The organism is Johannesbaptistia floridana, from assembly GCF_057440575.1.
The window spans coordinates 1-22719 of sequence record NZ_JALKVM010000100.1 but is presented as its reverse complement, the minus strand read 5'-3'; the positions used below and the strand labels follow the sequence as shown (position 1 = coordinate 22719).

Annotated in this window: 19 protein-coding genes and 1 tRNA gene; 12 read left to right on the top strand and 8 right to left on the bottom strand. The window is 37.4% G+C overall.

The genetic code is table 11. The features are described 5' to 3' along the window. The first annotated feature begins 262 nt into the window (after nucleotides 1-262). The 3 genes from MW688_RS07275 (at nucleotide 263) to MW688_RS07265 (ending at nucleotide 5226) form a co-directional block, all read left to right on the top strand. The gene (locus MW688_RS07275; RefSeq protein WP_486735281.1) at nucleotides 263-1465 is read left to right on the top strand and encodes a S8 family peptidase; all 1203 of its coding nucleotides are present in this window, start codon (nucleotides 263-265) and stop codon (nucleotides 1463-1465) included. A gap of 21 nt (nucleotides 1466-1486) precedes the next feature. Then, nucleotides 1487-4006, top strand: a complete 2520-nt coding sequence (locus tag MW688_RS07270; protein WP_486735280.1) for an NACHT domain-containing protein — start codon at nucleotides 1487-1489, stop codon at nucleotides 4004-4006. Between the two features lie 1061 nt (nucleotides 4007-5067). Then, complete coding sequence (locus tag MW688_RS07265; protein ID WP_486735279.1) at nucleotides 5068-5226, top strand: NACHT C-terminal helical domain 2-containing protein; 159 nt, start codon at nucleotides 5068-5070, stop codon at nucleotides 5224-5226. A gap of 1194 nt (nucleotides 5227-6420) precedes the next feature. On the opposite strand, the gene MW688_RS07260 is transcribed toward MW688_RS07265, so the two are convergent. Continuing rightward, complete coding sequence (locus tag MW688_RS07260; RefSeq protein WP_486735278.1) at nucleotides 6421-7158, bottom strand: phycocyanobilin:ferredoxin oxidoreductase; 738 nt, start codon at nucleotides 7156-7158, stop codon at nucleotides 6421-6423. 67 nt (nucleotides 7159-7225) lie between these two features. Between MW688_RS07260 and MW688_RS07255 the strand changes: the two genes are divergently transcribed. Next, the gene (locus MW688_RS07255; protein WP_486735277.1) at nucleotides 7226-7387 is read left to right on the top strand and encodes a twin-arginine translocase TatA/TatE family subunit; all 162 of its coding nucleotides are present in this window, start codon (nucleotides 7226-7228) and stop codon (nucleotides 7385-7387) included. Here MW688_RS07255 and lepB read toward each other — a convergent pair. The 3 genes from lepB to MW688_RS07240 are packed head-to-tail and all read right to left on the bottom strand — an operon-like array spanning nucleotide 7384 to nucleotide 9380. After that, a complete protein-coding gene (gene lepB, locus MW688_RS07250; protein ID WP_486735276.1) occupies nucleotides 7384-7962 on the bottom strand; it encodes a signal peptidase I in 579 nt (192 codons plus the stop codon). The two genes, MW688_RS07255 and lepB, sit on opposite strands and share 4 nt — an antisense overlap. Further along, the gene (gene mazG, locus MW688_RS07245; protein WP_486735275.1) at nucleotides 7949-8800 is read right to left on the bottom strand and encodes a nucleoside triphosphate pyrophosphohydrolase; all 852 of its coding nucleotides are present in this window, start codon (nucleotides 8798-8800) and stop codon (nucleotides 7949-7951) included. Before mazG ends, lepB begins: the two co-directional genes overlap by 14 nt. A gap of 19 nt (nucleotides 8801-8819) precedes the next feature. Then, complete coding sequence (locus tag MW688_RS07240; RefSeq protein WP_486735274.1) at nucleotides 8820-9380, bottom strand: metal-binding protein; 561 nt, start codon at nucleotides 9378-9380, stop codon at nucleotides 8820-8822. 112 nt (nucleotides 9381-9492) lie between these two features. Between MW688_RS07240 and MW688_RS07235 the strand changes: the two genes are divergently transcribed. The 3 genes from MW688_RS07235 (at nucleotide 9493) to MW688_RS07225 (ending at nucleotide 10686) form a co-directional block, all read left to right on the top strand. Further along, nucleotides 9493-9564 (top strand) — tRNA-Val (locus tag MW688_RS07235). 129 nt (nucleotides 9565-9693) lie between these two features. Next, nucleotides 9694-9981: a hypothetical protein gene (locus tag MW688_RS07230; RefSeq protein WP_486735273.1), complete on the top strand. Its 288-nt coding sequence runs from the start codon at nucleotides 9694-9696 to the stop codon at nucleotides 9979-9981. 195 nt (nucleotides 9982-10176) lie between these two features. Beyond that, complete coding sequence (locus MW688_RS07225) at nucleotides 10177-10686, top strand: YchJ family protein (protein WP_486735272.1); 510 nt, start codon at nucleotides 10177-10179, stop codon at nucleotides 10684-10686. 257 nt (nucleotides 10687-10943) lie between these two features. Here the strand turns inward: MW688_RS07225 and MW688_RS07220 are convergent, their stop codons facing one another. Then, entirely contained in the window at nucleotides 10944-12227 is a 1284-nt protein-coding gene (locus tag MW688_RS07220) for a TldD/PmbA family protein (RefSeq protein ID WP_486735271.1), read from the bottom strand. A 331-nt stretch (nucleotides 12228-12558) separates the two neighbouring features. Beyond that, on the bottom strand, nucleotides 12559-12777 hold the full coding sequence (locus MW688_RS07215; protein ID WP_486735270.1) for a DUF4327 family protein: 219 nt from the start codon (nucleotides 12775-12777) through the stop codon (nucleotides 12559-12561). 201 nt (nucleotides 12778-12978) lie between these two features. Between MW688_RS07215 and MW688_RS07210 the strand changes: the two genes are divergently transcribed. After that, nucleotides 12979-14595, top strand: coding sequence for a S8 family serine peptidase (locus MW688_RS07210; RefSeq protein WP_486735269.1), 1617 nt, complete (start codon nucleotides 12979-12981; stop codon nucleotides 14593-14595). Here the strand turns inward: MW688_RS07210 and holA are convergent. After that, on the bottom strand, nucleotides 14536-15525 hold the full coding sequence (holA, locus tag MW688_RS07205) for a DNA polymerase III subunit delta (RefSeq protein WP_486735268.1): 990 nt from the start codon (nucleotides 15523-15525) through the stop codon (nucleotides 14536-14538). The genes MW688_RS07210 and holA overlap by 60 nt on opposite strands. Before the next feature lie 27 nt (nucleotides 15526-15552). Here holA and MW688_RS07200 point away from each other — a divergent pair, with 27 nt between their 5' ends. Both MW688_RS07200 and MW688_RS07195 read left to right on the top strand, forming a co-directional pair. Continuing rightward, nucleotides 15553-16347 carry a DUF1868 domain-containing protein gene (locus MW688_RS07200; RefSeq protein ID WP_486735267.1) on the top strand — a complete coding sequence of 265 codons (795 nt, stop codon included), beginning with the start codon at nucleotides 15553-15555 and terminating at the stop codon, nucleotides 16345-16347. 546 nt (nucleotides 16348-16893) lie between these two features. Continuing rightward, a complete protein-coding gene (locus tag MW688_RS07195) occupies nucleotides 16894-18657 on the top strand; it encodes a serine/threonine-protein kinase (RefSeq protein WP_486735266.1) in 1764 nt (587 codons plus the stop codon). 884 nt (nucleotides 18658-19541) lie between these two features. On the opposite strand, the gene MW688_RS07190 is transcribed toward MW688_RS07195, so the two are convergent. After that, nucleotides 19542-20081 carry a hypothetical protein gene (locus MW688_RS07190; protein WP_486735265.1) on the bottom strand — a complete coding sequence of 180 codons (540 nt, stop codon included), beginning with the start codon at nucleotides 20079-20081 and terminating at the stop codon, nucleotides 19542-19544. Nucleotides 20082-20087: 6 nt separating this feature from the next. On the opposite strand from MW688_RS07190, the gene MW688_RS07185 reads away from it, so the two are divergent. After that, on the top strand, nucleotides 20088-20864 hold the full coding sequence (locus MW688_RS07185; protein ID WP_486735264.1) for a biotin--[acetyl-CoA-carboxylase] ligase: 777 nt from the start codon (nucleotides 20088-20090) through the stop codon (nucleotides 20862-20864). Between the two features lie 32 nt (nucleotides 20865-20896). Next, nucleotides 20897-21877, top strand: a complete 981-nt coding sequence (locus MW688_RS07180) for a M23 family metallopeptidase (RefSeq protein WP_486735263.1) — start codon at nucleotides 20897-20899, stop codon at nucleotides 21875-21877. Nucleotides 21878-22719: the final 842 nt, after the last annotated feature.

Genomic DNA, 22719 nt, shown 5'->3' with positions numbered 1-22719 from the left:
GTATAAAAGTAGTGGTAGTTGTAGGGTGTGTTAGGGCGAAGCCCGTAACGCACCGTCAGATGAGTAATGAAGTAATGAGTTTTGAAGTAATGAGTTAAAGAATTAATGCGATCGCGCTTAAAAATTGATTCTCGCCTGTTGGTCAATTTCTGTACTTTTGTATTTGCGTGCTTTGATATGAGATAATGCGTAGAGCTATAAATTTGAGTGCTGAACAAATTTTTCAAGGTCAAAGATAATTATTAAGTTAATTAGTATAAATATGGATATATATATTATTCGTCCCAAAGCTAATTTAGTTGCCAACAGTCTTAGTACAATAGATCGCCGCTTAACAAGCGATCGCCGTCAGCAACAAACGGAAGAAGTAGAAGCAATCTACCACTCAGATTCTCAATATCAAAATTTAATTGATTGGGCAAAAGAACAAAATCAAGAACAGGTCAAGATCATCAAAAGTCCAGACCAACCCGGAGTTACAGGCACAGCGATTGTGGCCATGTCTCCAGAAATAGCACAACAGACTCAAACTCAACTACCTGAATTTTTTGTACTTAAAGACCAACCAATTGACTTAATTCAACCTCATAAAGTAACTACTAGTTATAAAAGTGAAGATGAATTGGAAACAGAAGATTTGTGGCACCTAGAGAAAATTGCTAGACCAGAAGATATATCTTATGCAGGCAAAGGAATTACTATAGCTGTGTTAGATACAGGTATTGATAGTTCTCATCCTGCCTTGAGAAATAAAATTGTACAAGCAGTTGAGTTTGATATCCCTAACAACCAAGTTAAGATCCTCGATAAGTCTCTAGATACCGATGGACATGGCACCCATGTAGCTGGTTTAATTTGTGGCGATCGCATTGGAGTAGCGCCGGAGGCAAGAGTTATCAATGGTCTCATGTTACCTAAGGCTAGAGGAAGATTAGCTAACTTTGTTCAAGCTCTTGATTGGGTAGCTAATAACCCCGAAGTTTCCCTAGTGAATATTTCTGCTGGTTTACAGGGATTTGTACCCGATATGGAAACAATAATTGAAGATATGCTGGCAGTGGGTGTTTTACCCATTTGCGCTGTAGGCAATGAAGGGCGCGATCGCACTCGGAGTCCTGGTAATTATCGCGCTGTTGTTTCTGTAGGTGCCACCAATAGAAGTGATAGGATAGCCAGTTTTAGTAGTAGCGGTAATTTAAGCATTCAAAACCATAATTATATTGTTCCCCATCTGGTTGCCCCTGGTGAACAGGTTTATTCTTCCGTAGTAAGAGGAGGATATGAGGCTTGGGATGGCACCTCTATGGCGGCACCAATTGTTACTGGGGTGGCAGCTTTACTTTTAGAACGTTATCCTAAAATTACAGTTATTGACTTAAGAGAAGAATTATTTAATCGTTGTCGAGATTTAGGTCATCCTAGAGAACGTCAAGGATTGGGTATAGTTCAAGTAGGCAACTTATAAACCCAGAATGATTACGAAATCATGAATCTTACCCCTCAACAACAAGCTAAAGTTGATCCTCTGTTGCAAGAAATTCTATCAAATACAGAGGGAGATGAACATCTGCAAGTAATTATGATCTTAGGAGAAGATGAAGATCAAGTAAATACCTCAACTCCTAATCATCTTCAACCTTCTCAGTTTGCTTCTCGCACCGAATATCGTCAAGCATTAATTGAATATAGACAGCAACAGTTAAAAATGGGAACAGTTGGGCAAACTTGGAAAGCCTTACAGGATTTATCTTTAGATATTCAGGGGGGTAAAACCAGTCGTTTTTTAGTTGTTGAAGGCACAGCTTCACAAATTCTCCAATCTCTCAATCTCTCTGGGGTTAAATCAGTTAGTTTAGACCAAATTATTAGAATTCAACCTCCAGTTATAGATACTCAGTGGGTGCAAAATTTTACTGAATTAGTTTTAGAGATTTTACCTTCTTTGTCCCGTAGTCGTGAACAAGTTGAAAAAGCCTCAAAAGAATATATTAATAAATACTATAAGGATTATGGTCAGCTTAAAGTGTTAGGAATGCGTCAACCACTCAAATTAGAAGATATTTACACTACTGTTAAAGTTTTACCAAAAGAATTAATTATAAATTTTCAAGATGTTGACGGTCTTCTTGAATATTTTAAAAACAAGAATGTATCTCAGTTAAAAGACGATGAAGAGAAAAAATTAAATGGTTTAGATGCCGCTAAAACTTATCCTCATCTGACCGTATTAGGCGCACCAGGATCCGGCAAATCAACTTTACTAAAAAAAGTTGGTCTAGAAGCCATAAAAGGAACTCTAAATACTAAATGTTTTCCTTTTTTTATCGAACTAAAAACATTTTCCAATCCTAAAAAAATAGATTTATTAACAATAATTACTGAAACCTTAGCAGAATGTCAATTTCCCTCTAACCAAGAATTAGTTAAACAAGCTTTAGAACAGGGTAAGTTTTTAATCCTATTAGACGGCTTAGACGAAGTTCCTAGGAAAACTATAGATTCACTAGTTAATCAAGTTCAAAAATTTATTAATAAGTATAGCAAAAATAGATTTATTATCTCCTGTCGAACTGCTGCCTACAAGCAACAATTTAATAACTTTGAAGATGTAATTATTGCCGATTTTGACCAAACACAAATTGAACAATTCATTCACAATTGGTTCTCCTCTGATACTGACAAACGCGCCGAAACAGCAGATAAATGTTTAACCCAATTAGCTAAGTATTCTGGAGTACAAGAATTAGCTAAAACTCCTCTACTCTTAACCTTTATTTGTTTAGTATTCGATGAATCTCAAACTTTACCAAAAAATATTAGTAATTTGTATCAAGAAGCCCTCAAAATTCTTCTAGAAAAATGGTCAGCAGAAAAACGCTTAGAAAAAGATCCAATTTATCAAGATTTTACTACTAATTTAGAACTAATGTTGTTAGCAGAAATCGCTTATGAGGGATTTGTAGAAGATAAACTCTTTTACGAAAAATCAGAACTAGTTGTGAAAATAAAGGATTTTTTAGGCAGAAATCTCCACGCCCCACAAAATTTAGATGGAGAAGCGGTATTAAATGCGATCGCTATTCAGCAGGGTATTTTAGTAGAGAGATTAGATAATGTTTATTCTTTTTCTCATTTGACTTTACAAGAATATTTAACAGCTAAGTATATTGTTGATAACAATTTAATTGAGGAAATAGTGAAACAATATGCCACCAACACAGGTTGGCGAGAAGTATTTATTTTAATAGCAGGTTTAATGACTAGCAATACTGGGGCTGACACTTTGTTATTAGCTTTAGAAGACAAAGCTTTAGATTATTTACGAAAGTTGCCATCTCAGCATCGTTTAATCAAACTTTTTGATTGGGCAGAAGAATCCACACAAAATTCTCCTGCTGATTTGACTCCCGTTGCTAAAAGAGTAGCGGCGATTTCTTTTGCCTACGCCAACGCCCTCGCCAACGCCTACGCCTATGCCTACGCCTATGCCTACGCCAATGCCCTCGCCAACGCCTACGCCAACGCCCTCGCCAAAGCCTACGCCAACGCCAACGCCTACGCCAACGCCTATGCCTACGCCAAAGCCTACGCCAAAGCCTACTCCCTCGCCAAAGCCTACGCCCTCGCCTACGCCTACGCCAACGCCAACAAAAGATTGATTAAATACATTGAAGAATTAGAGTCAATACCTCCTCTTTTTTCTGGGATAAACTTTCCTGAGTTAAAACAAAAACTAGAAGAAATCAATCAAGAAATAGAGACAGTTAAGAAATCAAAAAAACACACAAAGCAACTGGCTAAGAAACTCTTAACTACTTGGTTAACTGCATTTAGTCTCAATTTAGAGATGATTAATTTATCTCGTGAGGAATTAAAAGAAATAGACAGAGAATATTTTTATCTATATAATCTGATTTTAAAATGTAAAGAAGCAGCTAACCTAGTTACATCTCAGACTTGGCAAAACATTGAAGAAAGAATGTATCGTATGCCTCAAAACCCGTAGGGTGCGAAGTGCAAAGGAGCGCGTAACGCACCGAATTATATTATAAGAGCGCACCAGGATAAAATTATCAACGTAGGTTGGGTTGAGGCACGAAACCCAACACAAATATCAGGAATTGTGTTGTCAATATTATGAAATATCGTCGAGGAAAAACTCCGGGTACAATTTATTTTTTGACCCTTGTTACCCACAATCGTCATAATATGGCATAGGAATAAAATAAGATTCACCCCTTGACGCGGTTAAAGGTTGTGCAACCTAACACATAACGGTGGGAAACAATCGGATCAATTGTTGGGTTTCGTTACCAAGGGCCCAACCTACAAGATAGATATGCTGTTGGGTTTCGTTACCAAGGGCCCAACCTACAAGATATGCGATCGCACTATTTTCATGATAAGTGTTGGGTGGAGTGACCAAGGGCCCAACCTACAAGATATGCGATCGCATTGAAAATATTAATTGTCAACCAGAGTATAAAAGTCAATCAGCTTTCTGTAGGGTGTGTTAGCGCCGGGAGCGCGTAACGCACCGCTAGATGAGTTTTGAAGTAATAAGTAATGAGTAATGAGTAAGAAGCCAGTAACCTGTAGGTAGGGTTATCTCCCTACCTACAAGATAGGCGATCGCACTGATAAATTGTTGGGTTATCTCCCTGCCCAACCTACAAGATATGCGATCGCCCTAGGCTTTGATTGATGGCGATCGCCTGAAAAAGAATAATTCTAATTAACCTTGGTGAAAAGCTAACTCAGCTTTCACTAATCTTTTATCTAATTCTTTAATCAGCTTGTAGGGTGCGAAGCGTGCGAAGCGCGTAACGCACCGAATTATATTAGTACCGCACCAGGTCATATTAGAAGGGAGAACCGGGAAAAGCAAAATTACTTGATTGTGATGAGTGTATTTTTTAAGAGATTATTTTCAAGAGACAAGAATTAATGGTGCGTTACGGCAATTAATTATATCATGGTGAATTCCTAAGTGTTATCTATGCTAATCCGCACCCTACTAAGAAATTCTTAACTACTTGGGTAACTGCATTTAGTCTCAATTTAGATATGATTAATTTATCTTTTGAGGAATTAGAAGAAATAGACCGAGAATATTTTTATCTATATAATCTAATTTTAAAATGTAAAGAAGCAGCTAATTTAGTTACACCTCAGACTTGGCAAGACATTGAAGAAAGAATGTATCGTATGCCTCAAAACCCGTAGGGTGTGAAGTGCAAAGGAGCGCGTAACGCACCGAATCATATTATAAGAGCGCACCAGGATAAAATTATCAACGTAGGTTGGGTTGAGGCACGAAACCCAACACAAATATCAGGAATTGTGTTGTCAATATTATGAAATATCGTCGAGGAAAAACTCCGGGTACAATTTATTTTTTGACCCTTGTTACCCACAATCGTCATAATATGGCATAGGAATAAAATAAGATTCACCCCTTGACGCGGTTAAAGGTTGTGCAACCTAACACATAACGGTGGGAAACAATCGGATCAATTGTTGGGTTTCGTTACCAAGGGCCCAACCTACAAGATAGATATGCTGTTGGGTGGAGTGACCAAGGGCCCAACCTACAAGATAGGCGATCGCATTGAAAATATTAATTGTCAACCAGAGTATAAAAGTCAATCAGCTTTCTGTAGGGTGTGTTAGCGCCGGGAGCGCGTAACGCACCGCTAGATGAGTTTTGAAGTAATAAGTAATGAGTAATGAGTAAGAAGCCAGTAACCTGTAGGTAGGGTTATCTCCCTACCTACAAGATAGGCGATCGCACTGATAAATTGTTGGGTTATCTCCCTGCCCAACCTACAAGATATGCGATCGCCCTAGGCTTTGATTGATGGCGATCGCCTGAAAAAGAATAATTCTAATTAACCTTGGTGAAAAGCTAACTCAGCTTGTAGCTTGTAGGGTGCGAAGTGCGCTTTGCGCGTAACGCACCGAATTATATTAGTAACGCACCAGGTCATATTAGAAGGGAGAACCGGGAAAAGTTTTCAGAAAAATTACTTAATTGTGAATAATGTATTTTTGTGGATTATTTTCTAGGTACAAGAATTAATGGTGCGTTACGGCAATTAATTATATCATGGTGAATTCCTAAGTGTTATCTATGCTAATCCGCACCCTACGGATTGTAGCTTGTACTTGGGAGTAACTTGTAGGGTGCGAAGTGCGCTTTGCGCGTAACGCACCAAATTATATTAGTAACGCACCAGGTCATATTAGAAGGGAGAACCGGGAAAAGTTTTCAGAAAAATTACTTAATTGTGAATAATGTATTTTTGTGGATTATTTTCTAGGTACAAGAATTAATGGTGCGTTACGGCAATTAATTATATCATGCTGAATTCCCAAGTGTTATCTATGCTAATCCGCACCCTACAATCTGCTGAGGTTTTATGCAGGTAAATCAAATAAAATATTATTAAGATATTTATCAGCCCAATCTTCACCAAAAGCTTTTTCTAACACTCTACGAGTTTTATCATTTTTACGCTGTTTATGACAATAGTATTGATGTGCCGCTAAATTAGCTGCTTTCTCCTCCTGGGAAACTGATTCACTATTTCTAGCTAATGAGGTATGAATTTTTAGAAAATCTGCAACTCTGTTGATAAATTTATCCATCTCCTCACTATTACTCGGTCTGATAAATAAGACAAATTCAGAGAAAATATCTCCCCATTCTGGTAAATCTCTGATTTGGCTAAATTCTAACTCTGGTAATTGAGTTAAAGCTTGCTGGTAATCAGTAGGCAAAGTTTTCTCTGAGTTGAGGGGGGATAAATCAACTATAGCCGCGCTAATTTGTCCTTTTCCGGCGACAATATCACAGCCAAACATAGGTAATGAATATTCTATACGAGGGAACATTACACAGTGTAGAATATCTAAGCTTGTCCCAACTTTAGCCAATTCTAGGTGCATTTTACGAAATTCTCGACTTTGGTAACAAAGATTTTCAATTGTTAGTTTTTCCCCTTCTAGTCTTCCTTCTATATAGCCTAATTCTTCTGGTACATGGTAAGAGGATAAATCTAGATTATTTTGCCAAGCAGATACAATTATATCTGCTAGTTGATTTATCGAAGGATGAAGTTGTGCTTTCAATTGATTAGAATGTGTTTCTCTCATTGTTTATTTTTGGGCTAAGATAGTTGTTGGTATCATCAAAAAAAGAGTTAAAAAAGAGTAGAGATCAATGTTTGGATTAGGTTGGGCTGAAGTTGGTGTAATTTTGTTTGTGTTATTGTTAATCCTAGGACCAAAAAAAATACCTGAAATAGGTAGTTCTCTGGGTAAAACTCTCAAGTCTTTTAAGGGTGAAATTGAGGGTAAAGATGAAACAGAGGAAAATAGTTAAATAATACCTATACGGTTAAATGGCCAAAAACGAAATACAGCGCGGCCAATAATTTCTTCCTCTGGTAGAAATCCCCAAACGTGAGAGTCATTACTGTTGTTACGGTTGTCTCCCATCACAAATATATAGTTGGGAGGAACTTTTACAGGGTATAGTTGATAATTAGGTGACTCCAAGAGATAGTTCTCTTCTAAAGGTTGTTCATCAATATAAGTTTTACCTTCAGCGACCATTACAGTTTCTCCACCAGTGGCGATTACTCTCTTGATAAAAGCTTGGTCTGCATCATAACCTTGTAGCTGTAGTTGTGGCGGTGGGTGAAAAACCACAATATCTCCTGGTTGAGGGGAATGAAAATGATAGGAAACCTTTTCAATGACTAGGCGATCTCCTTCTACTAAGGTTGGTAACATTGATTCTGAGGGAATATAACGAGGTTCGGCGATAAATACGCGAATTATTAAGGCTAAAACTAAAGAAATTAGCACTGTTTGACTATTTTCTTTGATTATTTGCCATTTATTCGTTTTTTCAGCCTTTGATTCTAACTTAGGTTCTTTGTTACTTGTTTTCATCTGGTAATTTTGTTAGTTCCACTTTTGCTTGTTTCCATAATGTGTCTAATTCTTCTAGAGAATATTGGCACAAAGGACGATCTGCAAAAGATTCTATTTTCGATAATCTCTGTATAAAACGTCGATTAGTACCTTGCAAAGCTTGGGTACAATCTAGATCATACCATCTAGCTATATTAGTCAGGGTAAATAATAAGTCTCCTAATTCTGCCTGTTGGTTTTCTTTGCTTTCTTCAGCTAATGCGGTTTTAAACTCATCAAACTCTTCATGAAATTTTTGCCAAACCCCATCTACATTTTCCCATTCAAAACCTGCTTTTGCTGCTTTTGTAGAAATTTTATGTGTTGCCATTAATGGCGGTAGACTGCGTACATATTTTTTTAATTGACTACTCAGAAGTTCCTGATTTACTTGATTTTCTCCCTTTTCTTCCTGTTTAATTTTTTCCCAGTTATTTCTAACTTCTGCCACGTCATTTACTTGAATATTACCAAATACGTGGGGATGGCGGCGGATTAACTTTTCTGTTATTCCTTTAGCTACTTCTGATAAATTAAACTCATTCTTCTCACTGGCAATCTGCGCTTGTAAAACCACTTGGAGTAATAAGTCTCCTAACTCTTCTACAATGGCTTCAGGATCTTCGCTTTCTAAGGCGTCTACAACTTCATAAGCTTCCTCTATGATATAGGGAATCAAGCTTTGAGGAGTTTGGGCTAAATCCCAAGGACATCCCGTTTCTGGATCTCTGAGTTGAGCGACTACTTTAATTAAATCTTCTAGAGAAGCTAAAATCATTCTATAGGTTGTTTCAGGCATGATTTTTGATGGCAACATATATTGAGCACTCCTTTAATTATCTACTTTTTTTCGTCTTTGATGATTTCCCTCTTGGCGTTTTTTGACTCTTTCTTTTACTGCGGCGCTTATAGTGAGAAACTAGTAAATCACTGAAAATATGACTGATGGCACCTATTTCTAAGCCTAGGTATAGGGCGAGAAAATGTGCTTTATAATCTCCAATGGCTAAAGTAACTAATTTATTCCTAAATTCTCCCCAATTCCACTCAAAACTCCAAATAAGTTGGGCAACTCCTACCCCCACCATACTGGTGACAGTAACTATAGTCAGAAGATAAATTACTCTTAAACAAGTACCAATCAATAAACCGTGAGATAGTAGAGAACGATGTTTGATTAGCTTTTGATAGGGTAGCCAAATAAAGCGTAGTTTACCCCATCGTTTAAATTGTACTGAATAAATATCTAAGTCTGGACCAAACATTAAACCACTAAAGAGAAACCCCAGCAGTAATAACAATACTATCTCTCCATTTCTAGTTAAAAACCAGGCAAGAATAACTAGACAGGGTAATATCCATAGGGTTATGCGATCGTGAGTAGCACCAGATGGCATGGCATATTTATGGCCAAATCAACTGTTATTTATTCTATCTCTAAAAAAAAATAATTTATATTCTTGCTATTCAAAGAAAAGTATGCTATTGTAAATAAGTACGAAAAAACAAGGGCGATTAGCTCAGCGGTAGAGCGCCTGCCTTACAAGCAGGACGTCACTGGTTCAAATCCAGTATCGCCCATTTCTCTCAATCCCTCACTAGTTCGGTATTTCGAGAACAAACTGGTCGCTAATTGGTAGCAAGATGATTTGCTCATGTACCAATAGTGTAACACCTCTTTTGTAAAGCAAGCAAGACAAGATAGTAAAAATGACTAATATTGAACGCCGTTCTCCCGCCATTACTAATTTAAAATGGGGACAAATTACAGTCGATGGAGAAAAAACTTATAAAGATGTTAAAGTTTTCCCGGGTGGTTCCAGAGAATGGGATTGGAGAGAAACTGGTACCAGGCATCAACCAGGTATTCAGCCTTCTGACGTAGTGGAATTATTAGAAAATGGAGCCAAAGTATTAATATTTATAAGATTTACAGAGCGCAATAGGTGGTCGGCGTTATATTGGTTCGCCAAAACAACCAACGATTACAGTTTGTAGACTGGAGAATGGAGAATATGAACTCAAACAGTTTCGCCAAGGCGATCGCATTTTATCTACTGCATTTCCAGATTTGGATCTAACTGCTGAACAAGTTTTTGCTGCTGGGGTTTAGTACAATAAAAAAATAACACAATTGCTCAGAACCATTATTGTTATGAAAAGAAATAACGAATTTAAAGTCGGAGTCTAATTATGCTCATCTCTGGCGATCGCCTTTCTTCAATGCCTTGCCCCTGTGGAAGTCAAAAGTCATTAACCCAATGCTGTGATGTTTATCTCAAAAGACAATCAAATGCCTCAACTGCCGAGAAACTAATGCGATCGCGTTACACTGCCTACTGTCTCAAAAATATCGATTACTTATTCGATACTGAACATCCCAGTCGTCGCCAACCTAATAGCCGAAAAGCGATCGCATCTACCGCTAACAGTCTTAAATGGATTGGTTTAACTGTAGTTGGAACCGTTGCAGGCCAACCCGAAGATCAAACAGGTATTGTTGAGTTTGTTGCGGTATATCAACAAGGAACATCTGTCGCCCAACTCCACGAGCGATCGCACTTTATCAAAGAAAAAGGCAAATGGTTTTATACAGATGGGGATATGTTACCACCCCTCCAACCGAAAAAGAATGAACCTTGTTGGTGTAAAAGTGGTAGAAAATTTAAACAGTGCCACGGTAAAAAGTCTTTGTCATTGTAAAGTTACCAACTTTCCTGATTTTCTCCTAATTACTATAACTATTTAGTTCCCGTTGCTTAAACGCGAATCTGTTTTATTGTCTCCTTAACCGAGCAGTATTAGGTTTTATTGAGTATTAATACTCATTTTTGATGTTGGTGGAAGATGTGCGTAAAGCGATCATTTTTTAATGGTTAGATCATATTTATCAGATATGGCCAGACTTAAATTTTAATTAAGCCCACCTACTTATCTTGTTATAAATTAGATTCCCATAGTTAACTAACTACTGATAAACCCTCTGTAATTATAGATGGTGTGTGGTAGAAGTCGTAGGGATTAGCATCATTACCTAAAGCAATAACTTGATTAAGGGTATTATACACATTGCCAGCTACCATAGTATCTTTAACTCGACCGATGATTTCTCCATTTTTGACACGGTAGCCTAGGTCTAGATTTATCGAAAAATCTCCAGAAATATCTGGTCCCTCTCCTAAGATTTGTTCAATAACTATACCTTCATCTAATTGTTTAATTAGTTGGTTAAGATTCTTTTCTCCTGGTTCTACACTTAAATTAACTAGTTCTGGTGTAGGATAATGACCTAAACTGGGACGAAAACCATTGCCTGTGCTTTCTTGGTTCAATTTTCTTCCCATAGTCCGGTCCCGATAAAATTCTTGTAATCTTCCTCTTTCTATTAGTAGTAATTCTTGAGTAGCTGTACCTTCATCATCAAAGGGACAATTTACCCCCGGTAAGTTAGGGTTTTGTCTTAGGGTTAATATTTCGCTGAGAACTTTTTCTCCCTGTTTATCACTCCAAGGAGATGATTTTTCTAAGACTCTTTTACTGTTTAAAGCTGCTACTATACTTCCCCAGAGTAATGATGCCGCATTAGCTGTAAATAAAATTGGTTGTTTCCCTGCAACTGCTTCTGTTGTCTTTTCTGACCATTGTAAATGTTGCTGAATTTTCGTAACAATTTTATCAACATTTATTTGACTATTACTATCTTCTCCTTCGTAAATACCAAGAAAGTCTTCTCCTCTTACTAATTCTACTTCTAAATAGCAACTATTCTCTCTCTCACTGTATTGACAGTATAACCCTCTGGTATTTACAAGAGTAGTTGTTTCTGTTTCCGATTCTAGTTCCGCACTACAAATAACTTCAGGATAAGCTTCTCTAATTTTGGCGATCGCCTCATTGCCCATTTCTACCAACTCTTTAACCGCTATCTTCTCCCCTATCACTGGATATATTGCTTGTTTTTCCCTTAGTAATTCTGGTGTCTCTGGTGGATTTAGTTGGGATATGGCGATCGCTTTTTCTACTAACATTTCCCCTTCAACCTCTCCATATCCTACTGCTAATCCTGGTTTCCCCTCTTTCCATAATCTTAAGGCAGTCCCCTGGGATTGGCTTGTTTCTATTTGTTTGAGACGATTGCCTTCAAAAAATACTGGTTGAGATTGCGAATTTACTTGATATACTTCTGCTTCCTCAACACCGTACTTTTTGGCTATCTCCAACAATTGTTCTGGTTGATAGTTCATTTATTTCCCACTTCCCTCATATCAAAGCACCAGTACTTTAGTACTCAATAATCCCCTAGAAAAATTAAGTATCAATACTTAACACCTAATTCCCCCTTCCCCTTCACCCGCAACTTTTGGAAAAGATGCAATATGTGAGATCACCCCATCACGAACACCAAGCTGATGGGGCTTTTTATACAGTATTGATTCACATTCATTCATCCCCATTTTTATACAAAAGCGGGAATTTCAATTTTTAGTGAAACTTTAGTTTTTTAAGAATTTCCCAAGAATCGGCGAAAGTTAGGGACTAAGCTATTTATTACTTATCTTGTTACTATTTGTTTTCCTATTCTTCGTCCCATGCGTCTACTATTAGTACCTCCTTTACTGGATCTTGCATTGAAAAGCCAAATTCTAGTAATTCTTTTTTCCAATATGGCCATTTATCGCCGTATAGTAGAGCGACTTTAGCAATATTATCGGTTGGTTTTAGTATTTTAGCATCAACCAGTGAAGATACTTTACGTTGAAATTTCACCATAGGGTGAGCGACTTGGTTAGTCATACACTAATCTTCTAAAAATAACTTATTGTACAAATGTTCTGTTTGTTATCATTTTCCCACCATCGATGAAGTTGCCTAATATATTTAGTATAGTCTGAATTTAGGTGGGAAAGTATTATTATTTATTTATAACTCATACTAGGTTATTTTTGCAAGTGTTTTCAGGGATAAGTACGGTAATTACTACCAAGAGGTGAAAAAATGGTCAAAAAATGGAGGGAAATTACCCTAACTATAGTGGGTATGTGTTTAATTATACCAGTTAATGCTTTAGAGTATTCAGTAAAAAGAAGTGGTATTAACGCAACTACCCTACACAATGCTCCCTATAACTTAAAAGGTCGTAAAATTGGAATTGGTCAAGTAGAAATTGGGAGACCACCGCAATTTGGCTGGGATAAAATAGCTAAATCTGGAGAAGTGCTGGATTTAGCAGGAATATTTTACCGCGATGGCCTAGCCAAACCTAATCAGGCAGTGGATCATCATGCGAATATGGTAGCCATGGTGATGGTTTCCCAGGACAAAAGATTATTAGGAGTTGCACCAGCAGCTTCTCTGTATGCTGCCGCAGTTGGTCAAATAAGAGGAGGTGGACAATCTCAAGAATGTTTAACCACTCAACATATTGCTCAACAACATGGTCAAGATGTGCGTGCGATAAATTTTAGCTTTGGTGAATCCCTAAGAGAAGACGAAAGAGAAGAGCCAAAATTAGATGGTAATGCTTTATTGACTCAGTGTATTGACTGGTCTGCTAGAGTACACAATAGTTTATATGTAATTGCAGGTAATCAAGGGAGAGGGGGAATTGCCATCCCTACTGACAATTACAATGGGATTACCACAGCCTATACAACAATGCGCAATCAAAAATATGTAAAAGTAGACTTTGCGAATCTAAGCAGTCAGCCAGAAGGAATAGGACGTCGTTTGATAGAAAAAGAAATAAATACAGGTTTAAGAAGGGCAGTAAGTTTAGTGGCACCAGGCCATAACATTGCGGTGTATGACTTATATGGGGAACTACAGGAAGTAAGCGGAACTAGCTTTGCGGCACCCCACATTACCGCCTCAGTAGCCTTGTTACAGGAATACGGCGATCGCCGTTTAGCAAATGAAGAAGCTAACTGGAGTTTAGACTCTAGAAGACACGAAGTAATGAAAGCAGTTTTACTCAACTCAGCCGATAAAATTGCGGACACAGGGGATGGAAACTTCCTAGGCATGGAAAGAACTACCCTAGGGAAAAACAACCATACTTGGCTAGAATCAGACGCCTATCATAGTGACAGAATCCCCCTAGACTTTGAGATGGGAACAGGACATCTCAATGTTTGGCGTGCCTATCAACAATTTAGTGCCGGACAGTTTGAGCCAATAATACCAGTAAATAATATAGGTTGGGACTATAACACAGTAACGGCCCATAATCACCAAGATTATGTAATCAATGAGCCGTTGGCTAAAGGTTCTTATGTATCAATTACCCTAGCTTGGGACCGGGTAGTAGAACTGAAAGATGATAATAACAATCAACAGTACGATATCGGGGAAAGTTTTCGCGATCGCGGTTTAAACAATTTAGATATTTACTTAATGTCAGAAGACAATGAAAAAATAGAAAATAGTATCTGTGCGTCTCGCAGTCTCAACGATAGTGTTGAGCACATATTTTGTCAAGTTCCCACCGATGGTAAATACAAAATTCGTGTAGACTATCGCCGTCAACTCAATTACAAACAACAACCATACGCTTTAGCTTGGTGGACGAAAACAGCCGATGAGTTCAATAATCCCAGTTTTAAAAGTCCCTAAAGGTTCAGCACCTCTTTTTAAACTATGTTCTAGTTGCAACAACACAGGTAAAGTTGCCAATAAATCCTTAGCCATACAACCCTCTATTTCTTTACGGAGAAAATAAATACGTTTTGGATTACTAATACCAGCAAAATTGGCAATAATTTTGTAATCTTCTTCGCCATTTTCCAGCATAATTTTAACCATAGCCCAAGTACGAAATTGTGAGACAAGAGTCGCGACAATCTTTAAAGCTGGTTCATTGCGATTAATTAATTCTGTGACTAGATTTAAAGCTTCGGCAGACTTACCCAGACGAATAGCGGCAGCAAGTTGTAAACTATTTTCTGTAGTCGAGTTAATCAAAGGTGCGATCTCCTCTAGAGTCAAAGGCGATGTTTGACTATTTTGATACAGACTTAACTTCTCCAATTCGTTGTACAATTGTCTGGTATGATTGCCTACAGATGAAGCCAAAAGTTCAGTCGCTAATGGTGTTAGTTTCACATCTAACTCTTGAGCCACTTGCTTTACTTTGTTTAAAATACTCTCAGTTTCCCAGGGAGAAAGCAAAGAAAATTGCCTAACGTCCGCTAACTTTTGTAACAATTTTGTTGACTTAAGGCGGCCATCAGGCTTTTTTTGAGCACTAAATATCAAATAAACGTCCTCTGGAATTTGGGGAAGAGTACGTTCTAATTCTGATAATAAATCCTGAGAACATTGTTGTCCTATAGTAGTGTTGACCAACCAAACTAAGCGCTTACCTGTACCAAAAACTGGACTCATGGCTTGATTTAGAGCAGTAATAACTCCTGTTGATTCTGAACCAGAAATCTTATCATAGTTAAAAGATAACCATTGAGGATCAACAACTTTTGCTTTAATTTCCTGAATTGCTCGATTGAGAGCAAAATCATCTTCTCCCCAAAAAAAATAAATTGGCATAGATGTAAACCTAGGAGGAATAAGAGTGTGAACGAAACCTATCAAGATTATATTAACCGAGTTGTACCTATGACTTTGCAAGCAAATTATCAGATACAACTTAACCATATCCAAAAATCAGCCAAATTTGAACAGGGAAAAGCCGTAAATTTTCCCGGCTACACAGTTATGACTCCCACCTGTGAGGTAGATAATCTTAATCAAGAATTTTATAATCAAATTGAATCATTAAAGCAACAACTCAACCAAAATCTTCCCCCAGAATTACTGGTAATGTTACCATTAGAAAGCTTTCATTTAACAATTGCTGATTTAATTTGGGAAAATAACTATTTAGCTGGTATCAAAGATAATCCAGAGTTTGAAAATAATCTGAGACAACAAGTAAACAAAAGTTTTATAGAATATAAAAAAATACAAACAGCCACTAATCCCTTAGAATTTCAAATCCTCGGTGTTACTATTTTCCCTCGCGCTGTGGCAATTTCTCTAGTAGCGAAAACAGAGGCAGATTATCAGCAAATTAGTCAATTACGACAATCAATCTATCAAAATCGCAATTTAATCGCCTTGGGAGTCCAACAACAATATCCTTTTACAGCTCATATTACTATAGGCTACTTCGGAGAAATTTCCCCAGAAGTAAAAACCCCTTCTGGCAGTATCTCAGAAAAACTGATTCAAAGCGTAGATACCATAAATCAACAATTGATAGATGTAGATACTTCTACACTGAAAATTGAACGTGTACAGTTACACAAATTTGATAATATGATTAATTATTATCGAGAAGCAGATTGGCCAGAGGTAGTTTATCGTTGAATAAGGAAATTTTTGGCAGTTTTTTAAAATTATTATATTGTAAATTCCAAACAGATAAGCTGCTTTTGTGTATCTAAATTGAACTGTGAAGAGGAGGAGACACTTAGAATGCGCGAAGGCGCGAATGATTCTTCCAGTATTTATACTTAATTTGGCTCTCTTAGCATTTGGGGGTAAATTGTATTTATTTGTAAGAATTGCTGCCGATGCTATGATAAGCTCCCTATTCCCTTGAACTCACACCAAAGCATCTATACCTAATGTTACTGGTGGATGAATAATGAGTAATGAGTTTTGAAGTAATGAGTTTTGAAGTAATGAGTAATGAGAATGAGTAATGAGAATGAGTCTTGAAGTCTTGAAGTCTTGAAGTAATTATTTGAGTCTTGAAGTCTTGAAGTAATGAGTTAAAGAATTAATGCGATCGCGCTTAAAAATTGATTCTCGCCTGTTGGCGAATTTCAGTACTTTTGCACTTGCGTGCAAGATATGAGAATACGGAAGAAGCTAAATTACTGCCACTGAACTTGAAATGCTCAAAAATTGATGAAAAAATCCCAGCAATCACAACCATTCAATATAATGAGATTAAAGAAAATCTCTAACTATTATCTCTTAGCTTTAATTGGACAAGGACAGTATGGTCAAGTTTTTTGTGCCTATGATTATCAGCAACAAACTCTAGTAGCTGTGAAAATCGTAGCCCAAAAACGTTCCACTACGCAGCAATTTTTAAGAGAATTACGCTTTTTAGTAAGTATAAATCATCCTCATATAGTTGCTTGCTTAGGATTACAACATCATGACTCAAAACGCTATATAGTTATGGATTATTGTGAAGGTGGAAGTTTACGGGATTTAATGGAAGGAGGTAATTTAACCTGGTCCCAAAGTTTAACTATGATTAGTGATTTACTTTCGGGCTTAGAATATATTCACAATCATAATATTATTCATTGTGACCTGAAACCCGAAAACATTTTGTTAACTTTAGTACCCCAAACTTGGCAAGCAAAAATTGCTGATTTCGGCATCGCTAAAGAAATAGGCGCTAAACACAATTCTCTCAATATGGGAGATACAGGTTCCCCTGCTTATATGGCACCAGAAAGGTTTTATGGTAAATATGGGGTAACCTCCGACCTCTATGCAGTGGGGATTATTCTCTATGAGTTGATTATGGGAGAAAGACCTTTTTCGGGAACACATCAAGAATTAATTAGCGCCCATCTTAATCAACCTATTTCTCTTCCTGATGATGTCCCCTTGGTTTTGCGTTCGATAATTAGTAAAGCTTTAAAAAAGTTACCTCAGCATCGCTTTCAATCTGCCCAGGAAATGCAGAAATCTCTAGAAAATGCTAAAGAAGTGTTAAAGACAGAGGAATTTTTACTCAAGCCAGAAATAGTTAAAAGCGATCGCTCTTTTGAGTTATCATCTAAACTAATAAAAACCTTTTCTGAAAGAATTATTGCTCTTGCCGGAGATACCCAAAAGCTTTATCTTCTCCACAATCAAGGTGTTTGGTGTCAAAATCAATCTTATGAGTCTTTTAACCAGGTTGTTTTACCCTCTACGCCTAAAAAACTCAGTTTGTCTTCATGGGGTTGTTTAATTTGGACTCAACAAGAAAATAGTTATCATCTTTTTTCTCTCACTAACGAGAAACTGACACATCTTAAAACGATTAACAGTGAGAGTCTAACTTATACTCTTAACAATCAATGGTTAGCTATAGCTTATAATCAATTGGAACCAAAATTAGAAATAATAAAATCTGGTTATACAACTTCCTGGGTAATAAAATCACTATCATCACTACCTACTCAATTAATTACCCTTGATAATCGTCATGGAGTAGCTATTTCCCTTGATGGTAATAATAAGACAAAATTTGAATTTTTTAACCGTCGAGGCGATTGGTATTCGGGATTTACTTTAAATATTGCTTGTGAACAATTAGTAAGAAGTATGGGAACCAACTATACTTTGGTAGGAAAAGAAGCTCATAGTTTAAATGGATTATTGATTAACATAAAACCTGTCAAGGTTGTTCGTTTTAGACTACCATTTAATCCCGATTTTATCCTTTCTCAAAGCTGGGGTTATTTTTTTGCCAGTCGTCAAGGAGAAATATTCGCTGTTGATAGTGAGGGTAAGAGTTTATGGCAAAATAAGTTAACCTGTGAGGAGGTGACAGCAGTAACCGTTGTTGATGGAGAAACAATTATGCTGACTAGTTGTAGCAATTATCAGAGTTATTTATATTGTTTTGACCAAAAAAATAAGGTTACAAGCCCACTCCTTTAGCTATGCTTTATAAACATCTTTCTTAACATAAAACTTGACAAAAACACCAACTTGTGGGTTTGTGCTTTTTCAGATTTTGTTTAAGAAAATAATGTATAGTAATATACATATTATCCACAACTTAAGTAATTTTACTTAAAACCTAAAGCTTGAACCAGAACAAAAGTACTAAATAGGCCAACAGGCGAGAATCAATTTTTAAGCGCGATCGCATTAATTCTTTAACTCATTACTCATTACTCATTACTCATTACTCATTACTCATCTAACGGTGCGTTACGGGCTTCGCCCTAACACACCCTACAACTACAACTACTTTTATACTGTTGGGTGTAGTGACCAAGGGCCCAACCTACAGGCTACAGGCTACTACCATTTAATCCCGATTTTATCCTTTCTCAAAGCTGGGGTTATTTTTTTGCCAGTCGTCAGGGAGAAATATTCGCTGTTGATAGTGAGGGTAAGAGTTTATGGCAAGATAAGTTAACCTGTGAGGAGGTGACAGCAGTAACCGCAGTTGATGGAGAAACAATTATGCTGACTAGTTGTAGCAATTATCAGAGTCATAGCTACCAATTAAAGCTTTTATAGCCTTTTTAAGGCTGGTGAGGTACAAAGGTTATCCTTTTCGAGGCTCCGAGAGGCTCCGAGAGGCTCCGAGAGTTAGGTACAACCTCATGAGTCCTTTGAAATGCTATATATTAACTATACTTTTTTATAGATAGTGCTTGCTGAATAAATCTAAAACTATGATTTGGTATAGGTTTGAGCTGGTTTTAAAGTGCAAAGTAGGGGCGCAAGGCTTGCGCCCTTGACGGGGTGACAACAAGCTTAAACCTGTTGGCGGAAGGCGGAAGGTGTAGGGTGATTGGGGTGCAATAAACTTACCCTAGATAAAAGTTTAACAACTCCCGAATAAAAATAGCAGCAGTAGTAGGAACTTTGACTCCATCAGTTTTAACCCACCATCCTTTGGCTGTTTGGGGAGATTCCCATAATTCTAAATGTTCCACAGGTCCTTCAGCGTAAAAACTATCACTCCCAGCACCTAATAATTGTGAACTCCAATGGGTATAATAGTCGTGACTGACACGATGTATAGGAAAAGGACCAAATAAGGGTACCCCCCAACCATCTAAGGCGATTATAGCTTTTACAGGAACTTGACGCCAAAATAAAGCCCAAGCCGCGCCAATAGCGCCTACTACTCCAGCACTAAACGCAATAATAACCACTGGTTGTTTTGGTTGAGAGTCAGTAACAGAAGCTTCCCAGAAATCTACAATAGCAGCAGGTGAATAGGGGTAAGATTTATCAGCAGGAAAAATCAACCACTGGTAGTTTGGCTTAGAGTGGTCAAAATTATTGAGAAAACTAGTGGTTAATTGGGGAGAATGAAATCCTGGACATATTAAAACAATCATAGGCAGATGGATAAACAAAAATTACTAGATTTAGTTAATAGTCTGGTGGAGTCTGGAAAGATTCCCCAAGGAATTGAGATTGATATTTTTGCTTCTATTGCTTCTACTAATCAAAAACTTTGGGAATTAATAGCAGATAAGGCAAGTTTACCACGAGTGGCGATCGCCCTCACTCAAACTTCTGGTCGTGGACAATGGGGGAGAGTGTGGTCTTCTCCTCCTGGGGGACTTTATCTTTCTCTAGCTTTATCTACTGATATATCTCCACATCAAGCACCTCATCTAACTTATGCTGTAGCTTGGGGTTTAGCTAGTTGTTTGCGTTTTCTGCTTAATTTGCCTATCTTAATTAAATGGCCTAACGATTTGGTGTGGCAAAAGCGTAAATTAGGAGGGATTAAAATTGAAACCAAAGTTTATCAACAAAAAATTACTCAAGTTGTTATAGGAGTTGGCATTAACTATACTAATTCTGTTCCTGCTACTGGTATTAATCTGATTTCTGTTGCTGATGGTATTTCTCTAGAAGAGTTGGCTACTGTGACAATTCAGGGAATTTTTCACGGCATAGATTATTACCAAAGTCAAGGTATTCAATCTCTATTGTCCGCTTATTTAGAATTATTTGATAATTTAGGTCAAACAGTGACTGTGGGTAATCTTTCAGGAGTTGTTACTGGGGTTAATGAAGCAGGAGAATTGGGAGTGCGTTTATATTCCCCTGGGGCAAGTGTTGAAATTTTTCTAGAACCCGGTATAATCAGTCTTGGTTATTATCAATAAGTATGAATACATAGGTGAGAAGTGTAACGGAAATGACAAAATCTCTAGTTAATAAATTTATATATTTACGACTTGCTTTATTGACAAGCTTAAGTTTAGTATCTATTAGTTGGTTTTGGTTACAAGCTGATGCTAAAACTGAAACACCCGAATCTACTTTGATGGCGGCAGGTAAAAATAATTATTTAGATTTCCAAGACTATGGTAACGAAGTAGAAGAAAATAATGTTCCCAAAGTTATTTTAAAAGAAGAATTAACTAATTGTAAAACTATAATTAATCAACAATTACCTGGTAGTAATTGTCCTCCTTCTCAACCGCAAAAATCAGTTAATATTCCCGACCAAAAATCAGTTAATATTCCTTCTCAAAATACCGATATTGCATTTCCTCTCACCACAGTGGCAGAAATTAGTTCTCCTTTTGGTTGGCGCCTCCATCCCTTGACACAAGTTCCCCAGATTCACGAAGGAATAGATTTTGCCGCACCAATAGGTACACCAGTAGTAGCAGTAGCTTCAGGAGAAGTGGCGATCGCCGGTTCTCTCAGGGGTTATGGTTTAACAGTAATTATGCGTCACCATAACAACACCAGAGAATCCCGTTATGCCCATCTTTCTAAAGTTTTAGTTAAACCTGGACAAAAAATAGAAGTAGGTACAGTAGTGGGTTTAGTGGGAAATACAGGCTTGTCTACTGGTCCTCATTTACATTTTGAATGGCGAGAATTAAAAAATGGAGGATGGGTAGCGACAAATCCAGATCAACTAATATCACAAGCTCGAATCGCCATGATTGCTGAACAAAAAATAGCACTTTTACCAAAGCCTAAACCCAAACCTAGTTTACTTCCAGAAGAATACAGCCGTGCGCCTCGTTCTCTTGCATCTACAATTGCGGAGGAGGAGCAACAAATTGAGAATCTCCCCCTCAATTTTGCTTTAAGAATGCCTAATAATTTGACTAGTAGTTTACTCCGTCGTTTTTTCCGCTTACCAGAACATTTTTCCTGAACTAATTATGTTCCAATAAGTTTAGAAAAATCAACCAAGCCAGAGGATTTTTATCTAGTCGGCTTGGTAAACTCAGATCAAACTCACACCAAAGCATCAAAACCCAAATGTTACTGGTTGGGGATGAATCTTGAAGTAAGGAGTAAGGAGTAAGGAGTAATGAGTAAAAGAATTGATGTTAAACCTCTAGGAGACAAAGATTATAGAGAATTAACCATAAAGAACATTTTTCCTAAAAAATTAGTACATAAGTACTGGTAGCAGATGTGAGGTAGGGGCGCTCATACTTGCGCCCTTTCCTTTCTAGGCGAGTTCACAACATCTAGTATGAGTAGGGTGTGTTAGGGCGAAGCCCGTAACGCACCAAACATGAGTTTTGAAGTAATGAGTTTTGAAGTAATGAGTAAGAAGGTAGCTGTAGCCTGTAGGTTGGGTTGAGGTCACGAAACCCAACACTATAAAAGTAGTAGCCTGTAGGTTGGGTTGAGGTCACTACACCTCAGATATTGCATCTTTATCCAAAGTTACTGGTGGGGGTTGAGTAATGAGTTTTGAAGTAATGAGTAACGAGTTAAAGAATTAATGCTCAACGCTTAAAAATTGGTTGACCGAGTGTAAAATCTTAGGCGAAAGAGAAATGAACTTTTTCTGAGGTTAATTTAGTACATAAGTACTGGTGCAAGATATGAGACCGAGGCAGAGGGCAGGTATTTTATGTACCTCATGAGTCCTTTGAAACGCTATAGTAAGTTTTTTTGAGGAAGTAGGCAAAAGCATAATAAATGAGGGCGCAAGCAAGCCGAAGGGGAGGGCGCAAGCAAGCCGAAGGGGAGGGCGCAAGC

What these genes read in the sequence shown, in the direction of transcription:
- MW688_RS07225 (WP_486735272.1), top strand. Translation starts at nt 10,177, where the DNA reads ATGCTCATCTCTGGCGATCGCCTTTCTTCAATGCCTTGCCCCTGTGGA.
- MW688_RS07255 (WP_486735277.1), top strand. Translation starts at nt 7,226, where the DNA reads ATGTTTGGATTAGGTTGGGCTGAAGTTGGTGTAATTTTGTTTGTGTTA.
- MW688_RS07195 (WP_486735266.1), top strand. Translation starts at nt 16,894, where the DNA reads ATGAAAAAATCCCAGCAATCACAACCATTCAATATAATGAGATTAAAG.
- MW688_RS07270 (WP_486735280.1), top strand. Translation starts at nt 1,487, where the DNA reads ATGAATCTTACCCCTCAACAACAAGCTAAAGTTGATCCTCTGTTGCAA.
- MW688_RS07240 (WP_486735274.1), bottom strand. Translation starts at nt 9,380, where the DNA reads ATGCCATCTGGTGCTACTCACGATCGCATAACCCTATGGATATTACCC.
- lepB (WP_486735276.1), bottom strand. Translation starts at nt 7,962, where the DNA reads ATGAAAACAAGTAACAAAGAACCTAAGTTAGAATCAAAGGCTGAAAAA.
- MW688_RS07265 (WP_486735279.1), top strand. Translation starts at nt 5,068, where the DNA reads ATGATTAATTTATCTTTTGAGGAATTAGAAGAAATAGACCGAGAATAT.
- mazG (WP_486735275.1), bottom strand. Translation starts at nt 8,800, where the DNA reads ATGTTGCCATCAAAAATCATGCCTGAAACAACCTATAGAATGATTTTA.
- MW688_RS07190 (WP_486735265.1), bottom strand. Translation starts at nt 20,081, where the DNA reads ATGATTGTTTTAATATGTCCAGGATTTCATTCTCCCCAATTAACCACT.
- MW688_RS07260 (WP_486735278.1), bottom strand. Translation starts at nt 7,158, where the DNA reads ATGAGAGAAACACATTCTAATCAATTGAAAGCACAACTTCATCCTTCG.
- MW688_RS07275 (WP_486735281.1), top strand. Translation starts at nt 263, where the DNA reads ATGGATATATATATTATTCGTCCCAAAGCTAATTTAGTTGCCAACAGT.
- MW688_RS07185 (WP_486735264.1), top strand. Translation starts at nt 20,088, where the DNA reads ATGGATAAACAAAAATTACTAGATTTAGTTAATAGTCTGGTGGAGTCT.
- MW688_RS07215 (WP_486735270.1), bottom strand. Translation starts at nt 12,777, where the DNA reads ATGACTAACCAAGTCGCTCACCCTATGGTGAAATTTCAACGTAAAGTA.
- MW688_RS07220 (WP_486735271.1), bottom strand. Translation starts at nt 12,227, where the DNA reads ATGAACTATCAACCAGAACAATTGTTGGAGATAGCCAAAAAGTACGGT.
- MW688_RS07210 (WP_486735269.1), top strand. Translation starts at nt 12,979, where the DNA reads ATGGTCAAAAAATGGAGGGAAATTACCCTAACTATAGTGGGTATGTGT.
- MW688_RS07180 (WP_486735263.1), top strand. Translation starts at nt 20,897, where the DNA reads ATGACAAAATCTCTAGTTAATAAATTTATATATTTACGACTTGCTTTA.
- MW688_RS07230 (WP_486735273.1), top strand. Translation starts at nt 9,694, where the DNA reads ATGACTAATATTGAACGCCGTTCTCCCGCCATTACTAATTTAAAATGG.
- holA (WP_486735268.1), bottom strand. Translation starts at nt 15,525, where the DNA reads ATGCCAATTTATTTTTTTTGGGGAGAAGATGATTTTGCTCTCAATCGA.